The sequence below is a fragment of the Kaistia granuli DSM 23481 genome, assembly GCF_000380505.1.
Lineage (GTDB): Bacteria > Pseudomonadota > Alphaproteobacteria > Rhizobiales > Kaistiaceae > Kaistia > Kaistia granuli.
The window spans coordinates 211,454-231,359 of sequence record NZ_AQYH01000003.1; the positions used below are offsets into that span (position 1 = coordinate 211,454).

18 protein-coding genes are annotated in these 19,906 nt (G+C 66.5%); 5 read left to right on the forward strand and 13 right to left on the reverse strand.

Annotation, left to right across the window (positions count from 1 at the left end):
• The first annotated feature begins 64 nt into the window (after window positions 1–64).
• The 4 genes from G342_RS25100 (at window position 65) to G342_RS0103395 (ending at window position 3,324) form a co-directional block, all read left to right on the forward strand.
• Window positions 65–739: a tetratricopeptide repeat protein gene (locus G342_RS25100; protein WP_018181693.1), complete on the forward strand. Its 675-nt coding sequence runs from the start codon at window positions 65–67 to the stop codon at window positions 737–739.
• Between the two features lie 190 nt (window positions 740–929).
• A complete protein-coding gene (locus G342_RS0103385; protein ID WP_018181694.1) occupies window positions 930–1,502 on the forward strand; it encodes a tetratricopeptide repeat protein in 573 nt (190 codons plus the stop codon).
• Window positions 1,503–1,622: 120 nt separating this feature from the next.
• Window positions 1,623–2,753, forward strand: coding sequence for a type III polyketide synthase (locus G342_RS0103390; protein WP_018181695.1), 1,131 nt, complete (start codon window positions 1,623–1,625; stop codon window positions 2,751–2,753).
• A 7-nt stretch (window positions 2,754–2,760) separates the two neighbouring features.
• Window positions 2,761–3,324, forward strand: a complete 564-nt coding sequence (locus tag G342_RS0103395; protein ID WP_018181696.1) for an isoprenylcysteine carboxyl methyltransferase family protein — start codon at window positions 2,761–2,763, stop codon at window positions 3,322–3,324.
• Here the strand turns inward: G342_RS0103395 and G342_RS0103400 are convergent.
• From G342_RS0103400 to uraH, 12 genes are all read right to left on the reverse strand, one after another.
• Window positions 3,255–4,472, reverse strand: coding sequence for an ArgE/DapE family deacylase (locus G342_RS0103400; RefSeq protein ID WP_018181697.1), 1,218 nt, complete (start codon window positions 4,470–4,472; stop codon window positions 3,255–3,257). The genes G342_RS0103395 and G342_RS0103400 overlap by 70 nt on opposite strands.
• Window positions 4,469–5,758 carry an allantoate amidohydrolase gene (locus G342_RS0103405; protein WP_018181698.1) on the reverse strand — a complete coding sequence of 430 codons (1,290 nt, stop codon included), beginning with the start codon at window positions 5,756–5,758 and terminating at the stop codon, window positions 4,469–4,471. The genes G342_RS0103400 and G342_RS0103405 overlap by 4 nt, the downstream gene beginning before the upstream one ends.
• Window positions 5,755–6,276 (reverse strand): 2-oxo-4-hydroxy-4-carboxy-5-ureidoimidazoline decarboxylase, encoded by a 522-nt coding sequence (gene uraD / locus G342_RS0103410; protein WP_026304074.1) that lies wholly within the window; start codon window positions 6,274–6,276, stop codon window positions 5,755–5,757. Before uraD ends, G342_RS0103405 begins: the two co-directional genes overlap by 4 nt.
• Window positions 6,277–6,309: 33 nt before the next feature.
• Window positions 6,310–7,491 carry a urate hydroxylase PuuD gene (locus G342_RS0103415; RefSeq protein ID WP_018181700.1) on the reverse strand — a complete coding sequence of 394 codons (1,182 nt, stop codon included), beginning with the start codon at window positions 7,489–7,491 and terminating at the stop codon, window positions 6,310–6,312.
• A 169-nt stretch (window positions 7,492–7,660) separates the two neighbouring features.
• On the reverse strand, window positions 7,661–8,731 hold the full coding sequence (locus G342_RS0103420) for a BMP family ABC transporter substrate-binding protein (protein WP_026304075.1): 1,071 nt from the start codon (window positions 8,729–8,731) through the stop codon (window positions 7,661–7,663).
• Window positions 8,732–8,821: 90 nt separating this feature from the next.
• Window positions 8,822–9,733, reverse strand: coding sequence for an ABC transporter permease (locus G342_RS0103425; RefSeq protein WP_026304076.1), 912 nt, complete (start codon window positions 9,731–9,733; stop codon window positions 8,822–8,824).
• 8 nt (window positions 9,734–9,741) lie between these two features.
• Window positions 9,742–10,899: an ABC transporter permease gene (locus G342_RS0103430; RefSeq protein WP_018181703.1), complete on the reverse strand. Its 1,158-nt coding sequence runs from the start codon at window positions 10,897–10,899 to the stop codon at window positions 9,742–9,744.
• Window positions 10,889–12,397: an ABC transporter ATP-binding protein gene (locus G342_RS0103435; protein WP_051094098.1), complete on the reverse strand. Its 1,509-nt coding sequence runs from the start codon at window positions 12,395–12,397 to the stop codon at window positions 10,889–10,891. Before G342_RS0103435 ends, G342_RS0103430 begins: the two co-directional genes overlap by 11 nt.
• 94 nt (window positions 12,398–12,491) lie before the next feature.
• Window positions 12,492–13,502: a xanthine dehydrogenase accessory protein XdhC gene (gene xdhC / locus G342_RS0103440; protein WP_018181705.1), complete on the reverse strand. Its 1,011-nt coding sequence runs from the start codon at window positions 13,500–13,502 to the stop codon at window positions 12,492–12,494.
• A 3-nt stretch (window positions 13,503–13,505) separates the two neighbouring features.
• Entirely contained in the window at window positions 13,506–15,824 is a 2,319-nt protein-coding gene (xdhB, locus tag G342_RS0103445; RefSeq protein ID WP_018181706.1) for a xanthine dehydrogenase molybdopterin binding subunit, read from the reverse strand.
• Window positions 15,811–17,295 (reverse strand): xanthine dehydrogenase small subunit, encoded by a 1,485-nt coding sequence (gene xdhA, locus G342_RS0103450; RefSeq protein WP_018181707.1) that lies wholly within the window; start codon window positions 17,293–17,295, stop codon window positions 15,811–15,813. The genes xdhB and xdhA overlap by 14 nt, the downstream gene beginning before the upstream one ends.
• Before the next feature lie 5 nt (window positions 17,296–17,300).
• Window positions 17,301–17,651: a hydroxyisourate hydrolase gene (gene uraH, locus G342_RS0103455; protein WP_018181708.1), complete on the reverse strand. Its 351-nt coding sequence runs from the start codon at window positions 17,649–17,651 to the stop codon at window positions 17,301–17,303.
• Window positions 17,652–17,906: 255 nt separating this feature from the next.
• On the opposite strand from uraH, the gene G342_RS23115 reads away from it, so the two are divergent.
• Entirely contained in the window at window positions 17,907–18,857 is a 951-nt protein-coding gene (locus G342_RS23115; protein ID WP_198010728.1) for a LysR family transcriptional regulator, read from the forward strand.
• Window positions 18,858–18,879: 22 nt separating this feature from the next.
• On the opposite strand, the gene G342_RS0103465 is transcribed toward G342_RS23115, so the two are convergent.
• Entirely contained in the window at window positions 18,880–19,872 is a 993-nt protein-coding gene (locus G342_RS0103465; protein ID WP_018181710.1) for a quinone oxidoreductase family protein, read from the reverse strand.
• Between the last annotated feature and the right edge of the window lie 34 nt (window positions 19,873–19,906).

Genomic DNA, 19,906 nt, shown 5'->3' on the forward strand with positions numbered 1-19,906 from the left:
CCCGCCCCTGCTGTTCTTGCCGCGACTCGTCTCAGAGGCGAGAGGAAATCAGTCGGAGGCTCCGATGACAACCATGTTCGAAAAGACGACGCGTTCCGTCCTCACGATCGCGTTCATTGGCCTGCTCGCTTCGACGGGCGCTGCGCTCGGCCACAGCAGTGGTGGCGGTGGCGGCGGCGGCGGGGGAGGCAGCAGCGGTGGTGGCGGCGGTAGCAGCAACGGCGGTGGAGGCGGCGGAAGCAGCGGCGGCGGCAGCATGGGCGGAGGGGGAGCCAGCAGCGGCAGCAGCCACTTCATGCCGAGCGATCAGGTCTGCCGTCGCGGCCTCGTCTACAGCCAGAGAGTCCATCGCTGCGTGAAGGCGAAATCGAGCGGGCTCACCGACCAGGAGCTGTTCCAGCAAGGCCGCCAGCTCGCCCTTGCCGGCTATCACGTCAACGCGCTCGACGTGCTCGACGCCGTGCAGAACAAGCATGACGCGATGGTGCTGACCTATATCGGCTACAGCCACCGCAAGATGGGCGATACCGACGTCGGCATCGGCTTCTACAAGCAGGCTTTGGCGATCGATCCGAACAACGTCAACACGCATGAATATCTCGGCGAGGGCTATGCCAGCGCCGGCCGTATCCAACTCGCCAAGGACGAGCTGGTCATCGTCCAGAAGCTCTGCGGCAATACCTCCTGCGAGCAATATGAAGACCTCGCTGCCGCAGTCGCCGGCAAGCCGGTCGAATAGCAGCCGGTTGCCGTCGAAGACCCGCTCTCCGGCGGGTCCCAGGGCCGGCGACGCCCGCCAGGTGCCGCCGGCCAAGCTATTGGGCCCCTCGCCTCACCGCTTCGTGATCGACGTCCAGCCTGCCGGCGCCGAATAGGACGCCACCTATGAACGTTACCGCGTCTGCCAACAACGTCAGAGGGTAGCGACAATGACTCGGACTTCTTTCGACAGCATCACCCGCGCGACGATCGTGGTTGCCTTCGCCGGCCTGATCGGCCTCGGGGCCGCGATGCCGGCCTTCGCCGCCAGCGGCGGCGGTGGTGGCGGATCCTCGGGCAGCAGCACACCGCCGAAATGCCGCCAGGGTCTCGTCTGGGACCAGAAGGTGGGGCGTTGCGTCAAGGCCCAGGCCAGCAACCTGCCGGACAAGGAATTGCTGGAGCAGGGCCGCGCCCTCGCCCTTGCCGGCCATTATGACGATGCCCTGATCGTGCTCGACGCGGTGAAGAACAAGCAGGACGCGATGGTGCTGACCTATATCGGCTACAGCCACCGCAAGAAGGGCGATACCGACACCGGCATCGCTTACTACAAGCAGGCTTTGGCCATCGATCCGGACAATCTGAACACGCATGAATATCTCGGCGAGGGCTATGCCAGCGCCGGCCGGATGGAGCTTGCCAAGGCAGAGCTCGGCATCGTCGAGAAGCTTTGCGGCGGCAAGGATTGCGAGCAGTACGAGGATCTGGCCGCCGCGATCGCGGGCAATCCGGTCGACTGAAGCCAGCCGCGCATCGGATGGCCTGTCGGCCATCGGTCCGATGTCGCAACCAGCCGGAGCGGCGGTCGTCCCACTTCGCCGCTCCGCCCTACGTCGTGCCATTTCGCTGAGGGGACTTTCATGAATGTGATCCGCATGCCGGATAGCGCGGCGCCGTTCGGCAAGGCGCCGGTGGTCGAGGCATTGCTACGGTCGCTGGTCACGGTTGTGCCAGAGCACCGGATCCCGCAGACCATCGCCAAGGAACGGGCGCGCGAGGTGTTCGGTTCGCGGATGCCGTTCTTCGACCAGCTCGAGCAGGTGTTCGACAACGCCGCCATTGAGGCGCGCTACAGCTGCCTGCCGGTCGAATGGTTCCTCGGCCCGGCGGATTTCGAGGAGAAGACGCGACTGTACCAGCAACACGCAACCGCCCTCGCCTTCGAGGCCGCCAATCGGGCGCTGGACCAGGCCGTGCTCCGGCCGCAGGATATCGACGTCATCGTCTTCGTGTCGTCGACCGGCATCTCGACGCCCAGCATCGACGCGCGGCTGCTGAACCTGATCCCGTTTCGCACCGATGTCATGCGCCTGCCGGTGTTCGGGCTCGGCTGCGCCGGCGGCGTGCTCGGCCTGACCCGCACCGCCCAGATGGCGCGCTCCCAACCCGGTCTCAATTGCCTGCTGATCGTCGTCGAGCTCTCCAGCCTCGCCTTCCGCTATGATCGGCTGACCAAGAGCAATCTGGTCGCGAGCGCACTGTTCGGCGACGGCGCAGCAGCGGCGGTCGTCACCACCGGTCCGGCCGGCCTTGCCACATCCGATGCCGCCCCGGCGAAACTCGCGTCTCTCGGCCTCGGCGGCGAGCATTGCTGGCCGGAAACGCTCGACGTGATGGGCTGGAACATCGACGCGCAGGGCTTCGACGTCATTTTCCAGCAGAGCATCCCGCAGATCATCGCCGACGACTATCCGGCGGCGCTGTCCGGTTTTCTCGATGGCCACGGCCTGACGATGGCCGATATCGATCGCCCCTGCTGCCACCCAGGCGGCGCCAAGGTGATGGATGAACTGGAAAAAGTGTTCAACTATCCGAAATTCGGCCTCGAGGCCGAGCGGCGCGTGCTCGCCGCCTATGGCAACATGTCGGCGCCGACCGTGCTCTTCGTTCTCGACGAGTTGCTCGGATCGGGCGCAAAGGGCAATCTGCTGATGTCGTCGCTGGGCCCCGGATTCACCGCGGCCTTCCAGATGGTCCGGGTGGCAGGCTGACATGCATATGGGCTGGGGCTACTGGCTGCTTCTCGCGGTGGCGCTGCAACGGGGCGTCGAGCTCGCCTATGCCCGGCGCAACACGCGCGACCTGCTGGCGCGGGGCGGTCGAGAGGTCGGGGCGGAGCACTATCCGATTATCGTGCTGCTGCACGCCGCTTGGCTAGTGACGCTTGCCGCCTGGACTGCGCCGAGCCCGCCGGTGAACTGGATCCTCATCGCCGCCTTCGCGCTGCTGCAGGTCCTGCGCCTCTGGGTGCTCGCGACGCTCGGCCCCTACTGGACGACGCGCATCATCACGCTCGACGATGCGCCGCTGCGAGCGACCGGCCCCTATCGCTTCCTGCGCCACCCGAACTACGTGGTCGTCGCGCTGGAAATCCCGCTGCTGGCGCTCGTGCTCGATCTGCCTGTTGTCGCGCTGGTATTCGGCACGCTGAATCTCATCCTGCTCGGCATCCGGATCCGGGTCGAGAACGCGGCCCTTTCGGGCCGAAGAAGTCAGGCCGACAGCAGGTCCTCCAGCGCCAGAGCGACGATCTCGGTGGCTGCGCGCAGGTCCGACAGCTGAATGTGCTCGTCGGCCGAATGCGCGTTCGCTTCCAGGATCGAGCGCGGGCCGGCGCCATAGAGGATCGTCGGGATGCCGGCCGCCGAATAGTGCCGCGCATCGGTGTAGAGCGGTGCCCCGGTCGGTTCGATCGGGAAGCCGAGCACGGCCTTGGCCGGTCCCTGGATCGCGGCGACGAGGCGCTCGACGCCCGGCAGTGGCCGGAGGGGTTCGGCCAGCATGATCCGGCGGCATTCGACTTCTACACCTTCGGTGTCAGGCGTCGCCGCCTCGATCAGCGCGATCAGTTCGGCCTCGACGGCTTCACCCTGCTCTTCCGGGATCAGCCGGCGATCGATCCGGAATGAGATCCTGTCCGGCACGACATTGGTGTTGATGCCGCCCGAGATCAGCCCGACGGTGATCTGCGGCGAGCCGATGCCGCGCTCGGTCGAGACCCGCTCCGCGAGGCGTCGCCGCTCGGCATAGATGGCGGTCAGGATCGGCGTCGCGGCTTCCAGCGCGTCGACACCGGAGGACGGCATCGCCGCGTGGGCCTGGCGGCCGCGCACGACGACTTCGAGGTGCAGCGCGCCGTTATGCGCGGTGGTGATAGCATAGGAGAATCCAGCCGAAATGGCGAAGTCGGCCTTCGAGAGATCGTGCGCCAGCAGCCATTGCGGCCCGACGAAACCACCCGTCTCCTCGTCATAGGTCAGGTGCAGCTCGACGCCGCCCGAAAGGCGCTTTTCCGATTGCTCCAGCGCGAGCAGCGCAAAGGCATAGGTGGCGAAATCCGACTTCGAGACAGCCGCGCCACGCCCGTAAAGCGCGCCGTTTCGCTCCTCGGCGCCATAGGGATCGGCGGTCCAGCCAAGCCCGGGCGGCACCACGTCGCCATGCGCGTTCAAGGCGATGACCGGCCCCTCGCCGTCGCCGAAACTCTTGCGGACGATCAGGTTGGTGACGCTCTTCATGCCGTGCTGGCGAACATAGGGCTCGGCGACCGGATGCTGCTCGACCATGAAGCCGAGCGCCTCGAGCGCGGCCGCCGTGGCCTCGGCATGCGGGGCGCAATGGCCGGGCGGATTGTCGCTCGGGATCTGGATCAGGCCCTTCAGGAACGCGACCTCGCGCTCCCAATTGGCGGTGACGGTTTCGCGGATCATTGGTCGTCTTCCTGCCGCGCCAGCGCGAGGATCGTCTCGACCAGCCCCTCGACGGCCGCCCCCATGTCGTCGATCGTGACGAACTCGGCCGGGTTGTGGCTGATGCCGCCCCGGCAGCGCACGAAGATCATGCCGTATTCGCAGAGACGCACCATCGACAGCCCGTCATGCCCGGCGCCCGAAAGCAGCGTTTGCGCCGGCTTGCCCATCACGCGCGAGGCGCCTTCCTGGATCGCCGCCATCATGCGCCGGCCGCAGGCCGCCACCGGCTTCTCCAGCACGGTCTCGAAGGTCAGCGCCACCTGGCGCACCGCTTCGGTCTTGCGGGCGAGCGACAGGATCGCGGCGACGGCCTCGCGGCGCGCCTCGTCGCTGGCGGCGCGAACATCGAGCGAAAGCCGGACTTCGGCCGGAATGACGTTCGACGCACCCGGCAGGGCCTCGATTTCGCCGACGGTCGCCACCAGCGCGTTCTTGCGGTCCTTGCGGGCGATCGCCTCGATGCCAACGATCAGCTCGGAAGCGGCGACCAGCGCATCGCGCCGCATCGCCATCGGCACCGTGCCGGCATGACCCGCCTCGCCCCGGATGCGGATCCGGTGGCGGCTCTGGCTGGCAATCGCCGTGACGACGCCGAGCGGCGCGTTGATACGCTCCAGCACCGGTCCCTGCTCGATATGCACCTCGAGATAGCCGAGCACCGAAGAAGGCTGGAAGGCTTCGCCGGCCAGAGCAGCCGGATCGCCGCCGAACGCGACCAGGGCATCGCGCAGCGTCGTCCCCGAGCGGTCCTTCTGGTCGAGCGTGGCCGGATCGAACACGCCGGCGGCGACCGCCGAGGAGGTCAGCGTGACCGGATAGCGCACGCCCTCCTCGTCACCGAAGGCGAGGATCTCGACGGCGAAGGGCAGTGTCTCGCCGCGCGCCTTCAGCGCCTCGACGGCGAGCAGGCCGACCACGACGCCAAGATTGCCGTCATAGCGGCCGCCGTCGATGACGGTGTCGATATGCGAGCCGATCAGGAGGGTCTTGTTGCCGCTGCGGCCGGGACGGCCCGGAGGCAGCACGCCGCGCATGGTGCCGGCGGCGTCCATGCGGACAGAAAGCCCCGCCTCGTCCATCCAGCTGCCAACCAGTTTGGCGGCGCGCTTGTGCTCGGGCGTCAGATATAGGCGGGTCAATCGATCGGGATCGGCGGAGATCGCGGCCAGCGCGTCGATCTTCTGCTGCGCGCGTTCCCCCATGGCGCGCATCGTCGCCGCGTTCGTCGTCTGGGTATCGGTCATGCTGCGACCCGGTCTTCGAGACGGAAGCGGATGATCCGTTCCACCTGCGCTAGGGCGGTCGCGAACTCGACCTCCGGATCGTTGCCGACCCGCGCGGCAAAGGCATCAAGCACCTGCTGCTTGGTGGCACCCTTGACGGCGAGGATGAAGGGAATGCCGTGCCGCGCGCGATAGGCCGCGTTCAGCTCGGAGAACTCAGCGTATTCGGCGGCGTTCATGCGGTCGAGCCCGGCGCTCGCCTGCTCGTTGCGCGATTCCGGCGCCAGTTCGTTGGCGATCGCGGCGCGACCGGCGAGATCGGGATGGGCCAGGAGCAGCGCCCGCTGCGCCTCGACGCCGGCGGCCTGCACGGCGTCGGCAAAGGCCGCCACCATCGCTTCCCTGTCGGGATAGGGCCGCGCCCTCCCCGCCACGTCTGCCACCCATGGCGAATGTTCGGCGATATCGCCGAAACGCGTCACGAAGGCTTCCTCATCCATGCGGTTGACCGCGGCGAGCGTCAGCGGTTGGGTCGACATTTCATCCCGGTTGCAGGCCATACTCCGGTCTGTCTAATGGCTTTGCAGCCACGCGCCAAGCCTCTTGCGGTCGTCCTCGGTCATGCCGTTCTCGTTGCCGAGCGGCATGGCGGTCCCGTTCACCGCCTGCGCCATGATCTGCTGCTTGTGCGCCGCCAGCTGGTCGGTCGAGGTCAGGACGACGCCCTTGGGCGCCGCGTCGAAGCCGTCATGCGTCGGCTTGGTGGCGTGGCAGGCGGCGCAATGCTTCGCCGTCAGCGTCAACACGTCGGCGTCCGACACCATCAGGCTCGGGTCGATCTCGACCGGGCGCGGCGCCGTCATGACCAGCAGGGCGCCGAACGCCACCGCCGCAGCGGGGATCGTCCAGGCGAATTTGCGGAACGGATCATGCGCCTCGTGTCGATTGAGGAAATGTCGGATCGAGCCGCCCAGCAGCAGCACGAAGGCAACGAGGATCCAGCTGTTCGGGTGGCTCGACAGCATCGGATAATGGTTCGAGACCATCATCAGCAGCACGGGCAGCGTCAGGTAGTTGTTGTGCACCGAGCGCTGCTTGCCGATGGCGCCGAGGCGCGGATCGGGCTTCTCGTGCTTCAAAAGCGAGGCAACGATCTTCTTCTGGTTCGGGATGATCACGCCGAAGACGTTGACCGCCATGATCGTGCCGATGAAGGCGCCGACATGGATCAGCGCGCCGCGGCCCGAATAGACATGGGTGAACATGTAGGCGGCGCCGACGATCAGCACGAACAGGCAGACGGCGAGCAGCGGCGTGTTGCGGCCGATGATCGACTTGCAGAGCTGGTCGTAGAGGACCCAGCCGCCCACGAGCGACAGCATCGAGATGACGATCGCCTGCGACGGCAGCATCGGCAGAACGGACTGGTCGATCAGATAGGTGTTGGCGTTCCAGTAGTACTGGACGACCAGAAGCAGGAAGCCGGTGACCCAGGTGAGGTAGGCCTCCCACTTGTACCAGATCAGGTCGGAGGGCAGCGCCGGCGGCGCGATCAGGTATTTCTCGACGTGATAGAAGCCGCCGCCATGCACCTCCCAGGCGGTGCCGTAGACGCCTTCCTTCATCTGCTCGCGCTTCTTCAGCGAGAGGTCGAGCGCGATGAAATAGAAGGAGGTTCCGATCCAGCCGATGCCGACGACCATGTGGGCCCAGCGGATCAGGAGGTTCAACCAGTCGACATAGAATGCGGACATCGGGCGGGCTTCGGTCTCGTTGTTGTGCCGGTTCCGAAAGATCGGAGGAGAGCCCGGCGTCGCCCAATCCTGCGCTGCCGCATCCGGATCGAGCGGCGCAAGGCCGGTGGAGCGGAGAAAATCGCCCGGAAGCGCGGCAAAGCGTTCCGGGCGATCGGTCGCGCAGCGACTACTTGGGCAGCTGGTCGTCGATTCCCTTGACGTACCAGTTCATGCTGAGGAGCGTGCCGTCGTCGAGCACCTTGCCCTCGCCGATCGCCTCGGTGCCGTCCTGCTTGAAGATCGGTCCCTTGAACGGATGCAGCGTGCCGGCCTCGATCTCGGCCTGGGTCTTCTTGGCCGAAGCGACGACATCGTCCGGCAAGTTGGTGTAGTCGGCCATCTCCATGATGCCGTCCTTCAGGCCGTCCCAGATCTGCTCGGCCTTCCAGGTTCCATCCAGCACGGCGTTGACACGCTTGACGTAGTACGGGCCCCAGGTGTCGACGATGGCGGTGTACTGTGCCTTGGGGGCGAATTTGTACATGTCATGCGCCTGGCCGAAGCCGTGCAGGCCGCGCTCCTGGGCGATCTGCAGCGGCGCGGGCGAATCCGTGTGCTGCGTGATGATGTCGGCGCCCTGGTCGAACAGCGCCTTGGCCGCGTCGGCCTCCTTGGCGGGATCGAACCAGGAGTTGACCCAGACCACCTTGATCTTGAAGTCCGGGTTGATCGACTGCGCGCCGAGCATGAACGAGTTGATGCCCATCACCACTTCGGGGATCGGGAAGGAGACGATGTAGCCGGCGACGCCGGACTTCGACTGCTTGGCGGCGATCTGGCCGGCGATGTAGCGGCCCTCGTAGAAGCGGGCGTTGTAGGTGCCGACATTCGGTGCCGACTTGAAGCCGGTGGCGTGCTCGAACTTCACGTCAGGGAACTTCGCCGCGACCTTGATGGTCGGGTCCATGAAGCCGAACGAGGTCGAGAAGATGATCTGGCAGCCGGAACGGGCGAGGCGCTCGAGCGCGCGCTCGGCGTCCGGACCCTCGGCGATGCTCTCGACATAGGACGTCTCTACCTTGTCGCCGAGCTCCTTTTCGACCATCAGGCGACCGGTATTGTGGCCCTCGCTGTAGCCGCCGTCATTGTGCGGGCCGACATACATCCAGCATGCCTTCAGCTTGTCGGCCGCGTTGGCGGAGCCGATGCCGATGGTGAGTGCAATCACTGCTGTGGCTGCGGTCAGAATATGTTTCAAGGCCTGTTCCCCTCTGTACGTCTTACAGTGCGATCCACTCGTTCAGGAGATCGCCGCGGATCGCTGCGGCACGTCCCGGCAAGATGTTCCCTAGCGGTCGGGAACGAAGGATTGACCGAGCGCCGCCGGCGTGTTGGCCCGGACGAGCGCGCGATTGCGCGAAATGATCACCAGCACGACGATCGTCGTCAGATAGGGCAGCGCCGACAGGAACTGCGACGGCACGCCGACGCCCAGCGCCTGGGCATGCAGCTGCAGGATGCTGACGCCGCCGAACAGCAGCGCCCCCACCAGCACGCGCCGCGGCAGCCAGGTGCCGAACACCACCAGCGCCAGGGCGATCCAGCCGCGGCCCGCCGTCATCGCCTGGGTCCATTGCGGCGTGTAGACGAGCGACAGATAGGCGCCGGCAAGCCCCGAGCAGGCGCCGCCGAACAGCACCGCCATGAAACGGACGCGGATGACGCTGTAGCCGAGCGCATGCGCCGAGGTGTGGCTGTCGCCGACGGCGCGCAGGATCAGCCCGCCGCGCATCCGGAACAGGAACCACGACACGCCGATGGTGATCGCGATGGCGAGATAGGTGAGCGGATCCAGGCGGAACAGCAGGCCGATGACGGGCAGGTCGCTGAGGACCGGGATCGAGACACGGGCGAGGCCGGCGCCGGGAACGCCGACGAAGGCGTCGCCGATCAGGCCGGACAGGCCGAGGCCAAACAGGGTCAAGGCCAGGCCGGAAGCGACCTGGTTGGCGACAAAGATCAGCGTCACGACGCCGAACAGGGCCGCCATTGCCATGCCGGCGAGGATGGCGCCGACAACGCCGAGCGCGACATTTCCCGTGGTGTGGGCGACGGCAAAGCCGATCACCGCGCCCATCGCCATCATGCCCTCGACGCCGAGGTTGAGAACGCCGGATCGTTCGGTCACCAGCTCGCCGATCGAGGCGAACAGCAACGGCGTCGCCGCCGTGATGATGGTGAGCAGGATCCCTTCCAGCATGAGCGCGGTCATGACGCCACCGCCTGGGTCTGGGGGACGACGGGACGGCGCACGATCTGCAGCCGGTAGAAGATGAAGCTGTCGCAGGCGAGCACGAAGAACAGGAGCATGCCCTGGAACACCCGCGTCGTCTGGTCGGACATGCCGAGCGCGATCTGCGCGCCCTCGCCGCCGAGATAGGAAAGCGCCAGCAGGAAGCCGGCAAAGATGGCGCCAATCGGGTTCAGCCGGCCGAGAAACGCGACGATGATCGCCGTGAAGCCGTAGCCGGGCGACACCGTGGTGCGCAACTGGCCGACCGGCCCGGCGATCTCCGAAGCGCCGGCAAGCCCCGCCAGCGCGCCCGAGATCAGGAAGGTCAGCAGCACCATCCGCTTCTGGCTGAAGCCGGCAAAGGCCCCTGCCCGTGGCGCCTGGCCGAGCACGCGGATCTGGAAGCCCGTCTTGGTCCAGCGCATCAGGAACCAGGCGGCAAACGCGGCGACGAACACGAAGAGGACGCTGATGCGGATATTGGTGCCGAACAGCGTGGGCAGCAGCTGGTCGCCGTCGAAGGGGCGGCTGTCCGGGAAATTGTGTCCCTCGGGATTGCGCCAAGGCCCGCGCGCCAGCCAGTCGAGGAAGAGCTGCGCCACATAGACCAGCATCAGGCTGGTCAGGATCTCGTTGGTGCCGAAGCGGATCTTCAGGAGTGCCGGGATTGAGGCATAGGCCATGCCGCCCAGCATGCCGAGGATCAGCATCGCCGGCAGGATGAACGGCCCCTGCCATTCAGGGAAGAAGATCGGCAGGAACGAACCGGTGATCGCGCCGACGGCGATCTGGCCTTCCGCGCCGATGTTCCAGGTGTTGGAGAGGAAGCAGAAGGACAGGCCGATCGCCACCAGGATGATCGGCGTCGCCTTGGCGATCAGGTCCTCGATCGACCACATCGCCGTCAGCGGCTCGATGAAGAAGACGTAGAGAAACCGGCCGTAGTCGGCGAAGCCCTGCTGGATCGCGCCGAACAGACCGCCCGAATCCGGCGCCGACGTATCCATCGCGACGACGCGCCAGACGATGACGATTAGCGCCCCGCCGATCAGCGTCAACAGCAGCGCCAGCAAGGGCGACAGATAGGCCATGGCGGCGGAACGCTCGCCACGGCGGACCAACTCAACCCGCATGAACAGCCCCCCGGCCCGTCATCGTCGGTTCGCCGACACCGCCCATCAACAGGCCGATTTCCTCGCGCGTCAACCCGGAGGTCGGCCGCGACGGCGAAAGATGACCCTTCGAGATCACCGCGACGTGGTCGGCGATCTCCAATACCTCGTCGAGATCCTGACTGATCACCAGGATCGCCGAGCCCGACCGGGCCAGGTCGATCAGGGCCTGGCGGATGATCGCCGCGGCGCCGGCGTCGACGCCCCAGGTTGGCTGGCTGACGACCAGCACGCCGGGCTGGCGGTCGATCTCGCGGCCGACGACGAATTTCTGCAGGTTGCCGCCCGAAAGCGATCCGGCTTCCGGATCCGGCGCCCCCTTGCGCACATCGAAGGAGCGGCTGATGCGCTCGGCGAGCTGCCGCGACGCCTCCGGATTGATGACGCCGCCGCGCAGCAAATGATCTCCGGTTGCATGGCGCGTCAGCAGCGCGTTGTCGGAGAGCTTCATGCGCGGAACGGCGCCATGGCCCATGCGCTCTTCCGGAACGAAGGCCGCGCCAAGCTTTCGCCGCGCGGTGACGCCCAGCCCGCCACAGGCCTTGCCGTCGATCACCACCGTGGCGGCTCCGTCGGACAGGCGTTCGCCGGACAGCGCATCGAACAGCTCGCCCTGACCGTTGCCGGCGATGCCGGCGATCGCCATCACCTCACCCGCCTTGACCTCGAACGAGATCGCATGGAGCGCGACCGCGAAGGGATGCGGCTTCGGCAACGACAGGTCCTGGACGGCGAGACGCGTCCGGGCGTTCTGCGGCGGCGGGATGTCGGCCGTCAGGCTGCGCACCTCGGCGCCGACCATCATGGTCGCCAGGCGGGCTGCGGTCTCCTTCTGCGGATCACATTCCGCCACCACCTTGCCGTGGCGCAGGATCGTCGCGTGATGGCAGATCCGCTTCACCTCTTCGAGCCGATGGCTGATGTAGAGCACGGCGCAGCCGCGCGCGGTCAGCTTGTCGAGGGTGAGGAAGAGATCGTCGGCCTCCTGTGGCGTCAGCACCGAGGTCGGCTCGTCCATGATGATCAGTTCGGGGTTCTGCAGCAGGCAGCGCACGATCTCGACGCGCTGGCGCTCGCCGACCGAGAGATCGGCGATCACCGAATTGGGATTGAGCGGCAGGCCGTATTCGGCCGAGATCGTCTCGATCTCGCGCGACAGCGCGGAGCGGCTCTTCCGGTCGGACAATGCCAGTGCGATGTTCTCGACGACGGTCAGCGCCTCGAACAGCGAGAAATGCTGGAACACCATGCCGATGCCGAGCTTTCGCGCGGCGGAGGGGCTGGATATGCCGACCGGCCGTCCCTTCCACTCGATGCTGCCATCGGTCGGCTGCAGCGAGCCATACAGGATCTTGACCAAAGTGGACTTGCCGGCGCCGTTCTCGCCGAGCAGCGCATGGATCTCGCCCGGGCGGATCGTCAGGTCGATGGTGTCGTTGGCCGTGAAGCTGCCGAACATCTTGGTGATGCCGATCGCCCGCAACAGCGGCGCGCTGTCCGGACGTTGTCGTCCCGGCCCCGCGCTCCCTGCCCCACTCCTGATAAGCTCCACCTCAGCGTCCCCTCAATCCGCGCTTCCCCAGCTCGGCCTGCCTCAGCGCCCCGTCCGCAAGAACCTGCCGCATGGCCTCATCGCGCACCAGTAGATCGGCGGCGACCGAAGCCGCAATAGCCGCCGGCAGTTTCGACCGGATCCCCTCGACACCGATCGGCGATACCAAGCGGTCGATTTCCTCCCTCGCAAGACCCGCGCCAGAGAGCTGGCTCGCGAAGCGGGCACGCTTGGTTTCGCTGCCGATCAGCCCGACATAGGCGAAATGCTGGCCTTTCAGCGCCTTGGCGACGATGGCGAGGTCGAGGGCATGGCTATGCGACATCACCAGAACCAGGCTGTCACGCGGCGCGCCGTCGAGCGTCGCCGGCGTGTCGGCCGGCTGGACGCAGCGCACATTGGCCGGAACATGCTGTGGAAAGGCGTCGGGGCGCGGATCGACCCAGACGACCTGGAAGGGCAGCGGCGCCAGCGCCAGCACCAGCGCGCGGCCGACATGGCCGGCGCCGAACAGGTAGAGAACCCGCCGGTCGTCGCCAAATCCCTCTTCGATGATGCCGTGATCGACATGCACCGAGCCGATCGGAACCGTGCTCGCGCCGTCCGGGATCCGGTGCAGCTTGCCGTCCGATTTCTGCTCGGCCCGGGTGCGGAACAGGCCCGCCCGTTCGGCCTCCGCCAGCTCGGCGACTTCCTGCCGCCGCGTCCGATCGAACACCTCGAGCGCAAGGTCGACTCGGCCGCCACAGCACTGGCCGAGCTCAGGGCCGAGCGCGACGCGCCGGTTCTCGTAGAAATGCGGCACCGGCCGCGCCAGCGCCGCCTGCAAATCCGCAATCGCCCGCCATTCGAGCGTACCGCCGCCGATCGTGCCGAAAAAAGAGGCATCCGGCAGCACCACGATGCGGGCACCGGCCTCGCGCGGCGCCGACCCGCGTGTCTCCACCACCGTCGCCATGGCGGCCTTGCCGTGGCGATCGATCGCTTCGAGAAGGCGCTGCCAGACCAGCATGTTCTATCCTGTCGTCGTCATCCCTCGAACCGCCCGCATGATGGCCTCCGGCGTCGCCGGCGCGTTGAGGGCGGGCATCACGCCCGGTTTCAGGCTGGCGATCGCATTGGCGATCGCACAGAAGACCGAGATGCCGAGCATCAGGGGCGGCTCGCCCACGGCCTTCGACTTAAAGATAGTGTCTTCGCGCGGCCCTTCCGACTGGAAAAGCTCGACCTTGAAATGCTCGGGAATGTCCGAGGCGGCGGGGATCTTGTAGGTGGAGGGCGCATGGGTGCGCAGCCGCCCCTGCTTGTCCCAGACCAGTTCCTCGGTCGTCAGCCAGCCCATGCCCTGGACGAAACCGCCCTCGATCTGGCCGATGTCGATGGCCGGATTGAGCGACTTGCCGACATCGTGCAGGACGTCGACGCGATCAACCTTCATCTCGCCGGTCATGGTGTCGATCGTGACTTCCGAGCAGGCCGCGCCATAGGCGAAATAGAAGAACGGCCGGCCCTCGGCCTTGTCGCGGTTCCAGGCGATCTTCGGCGTCTTGTAGAAGCCGGCAGCCGAAAGCTGCACGCGCTCGACATAGGCGGCGTTGGCAAGCTCGGCCAGACTCATCACGTGATTGCCAAAGACGACCTGGTTGTCGCGGAACGTCACCTGGGTGCGGCGGACATGCCACTTCTCCTCGATGAAGGCGAAGAGGCGATCCTTGATGATGTTGCAGGCGTTCTGCGCCGCCATGGCATTGAGATCGGTACCGGAAGAGGCCGCCGTCGGCGACGTGTTCGGCACCTTGTCGGTGCGGGTCGCGGTGATCGCCACCTTGGCCGTATCGACGCCGAACGCCTCGGCCACCACCTGCGCCACCTTCTGGTACAGCCCCTGCCCCATCTCGGTGCCGCCATGGTTCAGATGCAGCGACCCATCGCGATAGAGATGGATCAGCGCGCCGGCCTGGTTCAGCATCATCAGCGTGAAGGAGATGCCGAACTTGACCGGCGTCAGCGCCAGCCCGCGCTTCAGGATCCGGCTCTTGGCGTTCCAGGCCGTAATCTCCTCGCGGCGCGCCCGATAGTCGCTGGTCCGCTCCAACTGACCGACGAGATCGTGCAGCAGATTGTCGGTGACCTGCATGCCATAGGGGGTGTGGTCGCGGCCGGCCCGGTAGAAATTCTCCTTGCGGACGTCGAGCGGGTCCTTCTGCAGCGTATAGGCAAGATGATCCATCATCCGCTCGGCGAACAGCATGCCCTGCGGGCCGCCGAAACCGCGGAAGGCGGTGTTGGAGACCGTGTTGGTACGGAAACGCCGGGTCAGGATGCGGCAGGTCGGATAGAAATAGGAATTGTCGGAATGGAACATCGTCCGGTCGACGACGCCCATCGACAGATCTTCCGAATGGCCGCAGCGCGCGTTGAGCGCCACGTCGACGGAACGCAGGATGCCGTCCGACGTCGCGCCGACGCGATACTCGACATCGAACTCATGCCGCTTGCCGGTCATCATCATGTCGTCGTCGCGATCGAGGCGGAACTTGCAGGGCCGTCCCGTCTTCACCGCCGCGACCGCCGCGAGCACCGCCCATTGCGAAGCCTGGCTTTCCTTGCCGCCGAAGCCGCCGCCCATGCGGCGGATCTCCACGGTCACGGCGCTGGAGGGCACATGCAGGGCGTGCGCGACCAGATGCTGGACTTCGCTTGGATGCTGGGTCGAGGAATATACATGCATCTCGCCCGCCTCGCCGGGCACGGCAAGCGCGATCTGGCCCTCGAGGTAGAAATGCTCCTGACCGCCGATGCTGAACTGGCCGTCGAGCTTCAGCGGCGCTGCCGCGAGGCCCATTTCGACGTCGCCCCGCCCGAACGAATATTCCGGCAGGACGGTCTCGGTCGCTTCGGCGATCGCGACGACCGGCGTCTCCGCGACCGTGACGAATTTCGCCTTCTTGGCGGCGCGGCGAGCCTGGTCGCGCGTCTCGGCGACGACGATGAACACCACCTGGCCGTGGAAGCGGACCCGATCGACAGCCAGGGCCGGGTCATCGCCGATCAGCTTCGGGCTCACATCGTTGCTGCCGGGAATATCCGCCGCCGTCAGCACGGCGACGACACCGGGCGCAGCGCGCACCTCGTCGAGATCGAGGCTGGTGATCTGACCGCTGGCGATCGGCGCATAGCCGGGCGCGACATGCAGCGTGCCGGACGGCTCGCGGATATCGTCGATATAGGCGGCGGTGCCCGTCACATGGCGCGGCGCGCTGTCATGCGGCAGCGGCTTGCGGACGACGGCGAGGTCGGCATCGGCGACGATGGGAGGCTTATTCAGCAGCATGGACATAGCCCTCCCGCCGACCGACGAGACGTGTGCGCGAGGTCGGCGTGCCGGCCGCTTCGAGCAGGGCCTTGCCGAGAAGTGCATGCGCCGTCTCGGCGCGGTAATTGGCGCTGGCGCGATGGTCGTCCATTGGCGCGAAATCGTCCCGCAGCGCGACGAACGCCTTCGACCAGGCGGCCGCGTCGCGAATGCCGGCCCCCTGCAGGGCCGCTTCCGCGCCCTTGGCCCGCTTCGGAATGCCGGCCATGCCGCCATAGGCGATGCGCGCTTCCTGGATCACGCCCTGCTCGTCGAGCGTGAAGCGGAATGCGCCCATCACCGAGGAAATGTCCTGGTCGAAACGCTTGGTGACCTTGTAGCAGCGGAATACCTGATCCGGCCGCAGCTTCGGGATCAGCAGCCCGGTGACGAACTCGCCCGCCGCGCGGTTCTGCTTGCCGTACTCGATATAGAAATCCTCGACCGCCAGGACGCGAGAGCGGTCGCGCCGGCGCAGCTCCATCGTCGCGCCGAGCACGATCAGCGCCGGCGGCGTATCGCCGATCGGCGAGCCATTGGCCACATTGCCGCCGACCGTGCCGCGCGCCCGCACCTGCTTGGAGCCGATGCGCCGGAACAGCTCGCCGAGATCGGGATCGATGGCGCGCATATAGGGCTCGACGCCGGCATAGGTCGCCGCCGCGCCGATCAGCACCTCGCGCCCGGTATCCTCGATGCCGTCGAGATCCTTGACACGCCCCAGATGAATGATCTTGGGCAAGTCCCTGAGTTGTTTGGTAATCCAGAGGCCGACATCGGTGGCGCCGGCGACCAGGATCGCATCGGGATGGCGTGAATAGAGCGCGGCCAAGCCGTCGATCGAGGCCGGCGCCGCGAAGAAGCGGTCGTCGTCGCCGATGAAGATATCGCGGTCGTCGGTAATGAAATCGAGGATGCCGGCCATGTCCTCGGCCGTCTTGCGGAACTTGTCATCGCGCGGGCCGGCGCAGGCCGACAACGCCGCCTCGACAATCGGTCGATAGCCGGTGCAGCGGCAAAGATTGCCGGCGATCGCATCATTGACCTCGTCGCGCCCGACCGGGCCGTCGGTGCCCTCATAGAGCGAGAACAGGCTCATGACGAAGCCCGGCGTGCAGAAGCCGCATTGCGAGCCGTGCTTCTCGACCATGGCCTGCTGGATCGGATGCAGGGTCACGCCGTCGGCCAGATCCTCCACCGTCACGATCTCGGTGCCGTCGGCCATGCCGAGCAGCTGGATGCAGGCATTGACCGGCTCGTAGACGACCTTGCCGCCGCGCGAGCGCCCGATCGCCACAGTGCAGGCGCCGCAATCGCCCTCGCCGCAGCCTTCCTTGGTGCCGGTCGACCCTTCGGTCAGGCGCAGATAGTCGAGCAGCGTCGTCATCGGATCGACTTTGCCGACCTCGACGATCTGGCCCCGGCGAACGAAGCGAACGGTTTCGCGCATGCTGCTCAACTGCCCCGATAGGTGGAATAGCCGTAAGGCGAGATCAGCAGCGGCACGTGATAGTGCTCCGACGGCGCGCCGATGCCGAAGCGGATCGGAATGACGTCGAGAAACAGGGTCGCCGGTAGCTCCGCGCCGGATGCGCGCAGATAATCACCGGCATGGAAGAGCAACTCGTAGTTGCCCTCCTCCAGCGCCGCGCCCTCGAGCAGCGGCCCGTCGATCCGGCCATCGGCATTCGTCGTGACGGACTTCACCAGCACGGGCGTCGACCCGAGGCGATAGAGGTCGATCTTCAGCCCCGCAGCCGGACGGCCGGCGGCGGTATCGAGAACATGCGTGGTGAGGCGGCCCATTTCCGTTCCATTCCAGTACGTACCAGGCGTCCGACCTTGGACGAACCATAGGGAAATGCCTAAGGCGTGATCAAATGGAATCTTTGATCAATTGGTGCACCTTATCGCGGCAAGTCCACGTCGCAACGCAAACCTGACGCCATCCCCTGACATCATGCTAGGCCGGACCGGGTGTCCATGATAGTGCCTGATGGAGCGCGGACCGCTGCCGAAAAGGCAGCAATGCACCGCGAGAGCCGCAAAGGGGTTGGCATCATGCAACCGAAGGCCGGCCTGTCTTCCGCCAGTCTCGCACGGCTGTTCCAGACGCCGTCGCTGATCTATTTCGTCATGGTCGCCGAGACGCTCTCGATGCGGGAAACGGCCAGGCGGCTCAACATCGCCTCCTCCGCCGTGGCGCGGCAGATCGGCCATCTCGAACAGACGCTCGACATGCCGCTATTCACGCGCGAGGCGCGCCGGCTTCGCCTGACGCCGGCGGGCGAGATCCTGCTTCGCCATGCCCGCCAGCTCGCTGGTCCTTTGGAAGCCGCGGTGTCGGAACTGGGTCTACTTGCCGGAATGAAGACCGGCACGGTGCGGATCGCCACGGTGGAGAGCGTCGGCCTCACCATCCTGCCCGGCCTGGTCGCCGCCTTCGGCGCGCATTATCCGAGCCTGCATGTCGATATCCGCATGGCGTCGGCGTCGGAGGTGATCGACGCTGTGGTCGGCGCCGAAGTCGATATCGGCTTCACCTTCATCGCCAAGCCGAATCGCGAGATCGAGATCGCCACCCGGCGCGACCTGCCGATCGGCGTCGTCATGCGGGCGGATCATCCGCTCGCCGGCGAAGTCCGGCCGAGCTTTGCCACCTGCTTCGCCCATCCCTTCGCCGTGCCCCGGCGCGGCCTGTCGATCCGCGAGATGATCGAGCCGTTTCTCCATCAGGACGCCTCGGCGAGACGCTCCTATGTCGAGGTCAACTCGATCCGCATGCTGTTCGAGCTGGCGAAGACGGGGCGCTATCTCTCCTTCATGACGCCGCTCGGCATCGAGCAGGAGCTCGCATCCGGCGACGTCGTGTTCCGGCCGATCGCCGACAAGGGGCTGGCGCTCAACCGTTTCGGCATGGTGATCCGCGCAGGCGGCAATCTGCGCTTCGCGCCCGCCGCCTTCTTCAACCTCGCCAGCCATCACTTCAACCAGTCGGAAGAGCTGCGCTAGGGCCGCCCCCGACCGGGACGGCTCAGGGGATCAGTACGACCGAGCCTGTCGTGCGGCGGCCTTCCAGCGCGCGCTGGGCCTCCGCCGCGTCGGCGAGCTTGAAGGTCTGCGGTTCCGCCACCTTGACCTTGCCCGACAGGATGACGTCGAACAGATCCTTGGCGGACTCGACCAGTTCGAAGCGCTCGGCGACATAACCACCCAGCGAAGGGCGGGTGGCGTAGAGCGAACCCTTCTGGTTCAGGATGCCGATGCTGAACGGCGGCACCGCGCCGGATGCGTTGCCGAACGACACCCAGGTGCCGCGCCGCTTGAGGCAGTCGAGCGAGGCCGGGAACGTATCCTTGCCGACCGAGTCGTAGACGACGTCGACCTTGGCGCCACCGGTGATCTCGCGCACGCGCTCGACGAAATCCTCGGTCTGATAGTTGATGACATGGTCGCAGCCGAGACTTCTGGCGATCTCAGCCTTCGCGGACGAACCGACCGTGCCGATCACGCTGGCGCCGAGCGACTTAGCCCATTGCGTCGCGATCTGTCCGACACCGCCAGCGGCGGCGTGGAACAGGATCGTATGCTCCGGACCGACGCGGAACGTCTCGCGCAGCAGGTAGCGGGCGGTCAGCCCCTTCAGGATCGACGAGGCCGCGATGGTGTCGCTGACGCCGTCCGGGATGGCGATCAGGCGGTTGGCGGGGGCAAGCCGCGCCTCGGCATAGGCGCCCATCGGATCGGCATAGCCAACCCGGTCGCCGACCTTGAATTCGGTGACGCCCTCGCCGACCGCCTCGACGACGCCGACACCCTCGCTACCCGGAACGAAGGGGAACGGGCCGGGCGCGGCATAGAGGCCGGTGCGGAAATAGGTGTCGACGAAGTTGAGGCCGATCGCAGTGTGGCGAAGGCGGACCTGACCGGCGCCGGGCGCGCCGACCTCGATCGTATCGTAGGAGAGCACCTCGGGACCGCCATGCGCCTGAACCCGGATCGCGTGGACGCTGATTGCCTGGACCATGACTGTCTCCGATATTTCGCGCCCGGCGGCGCCG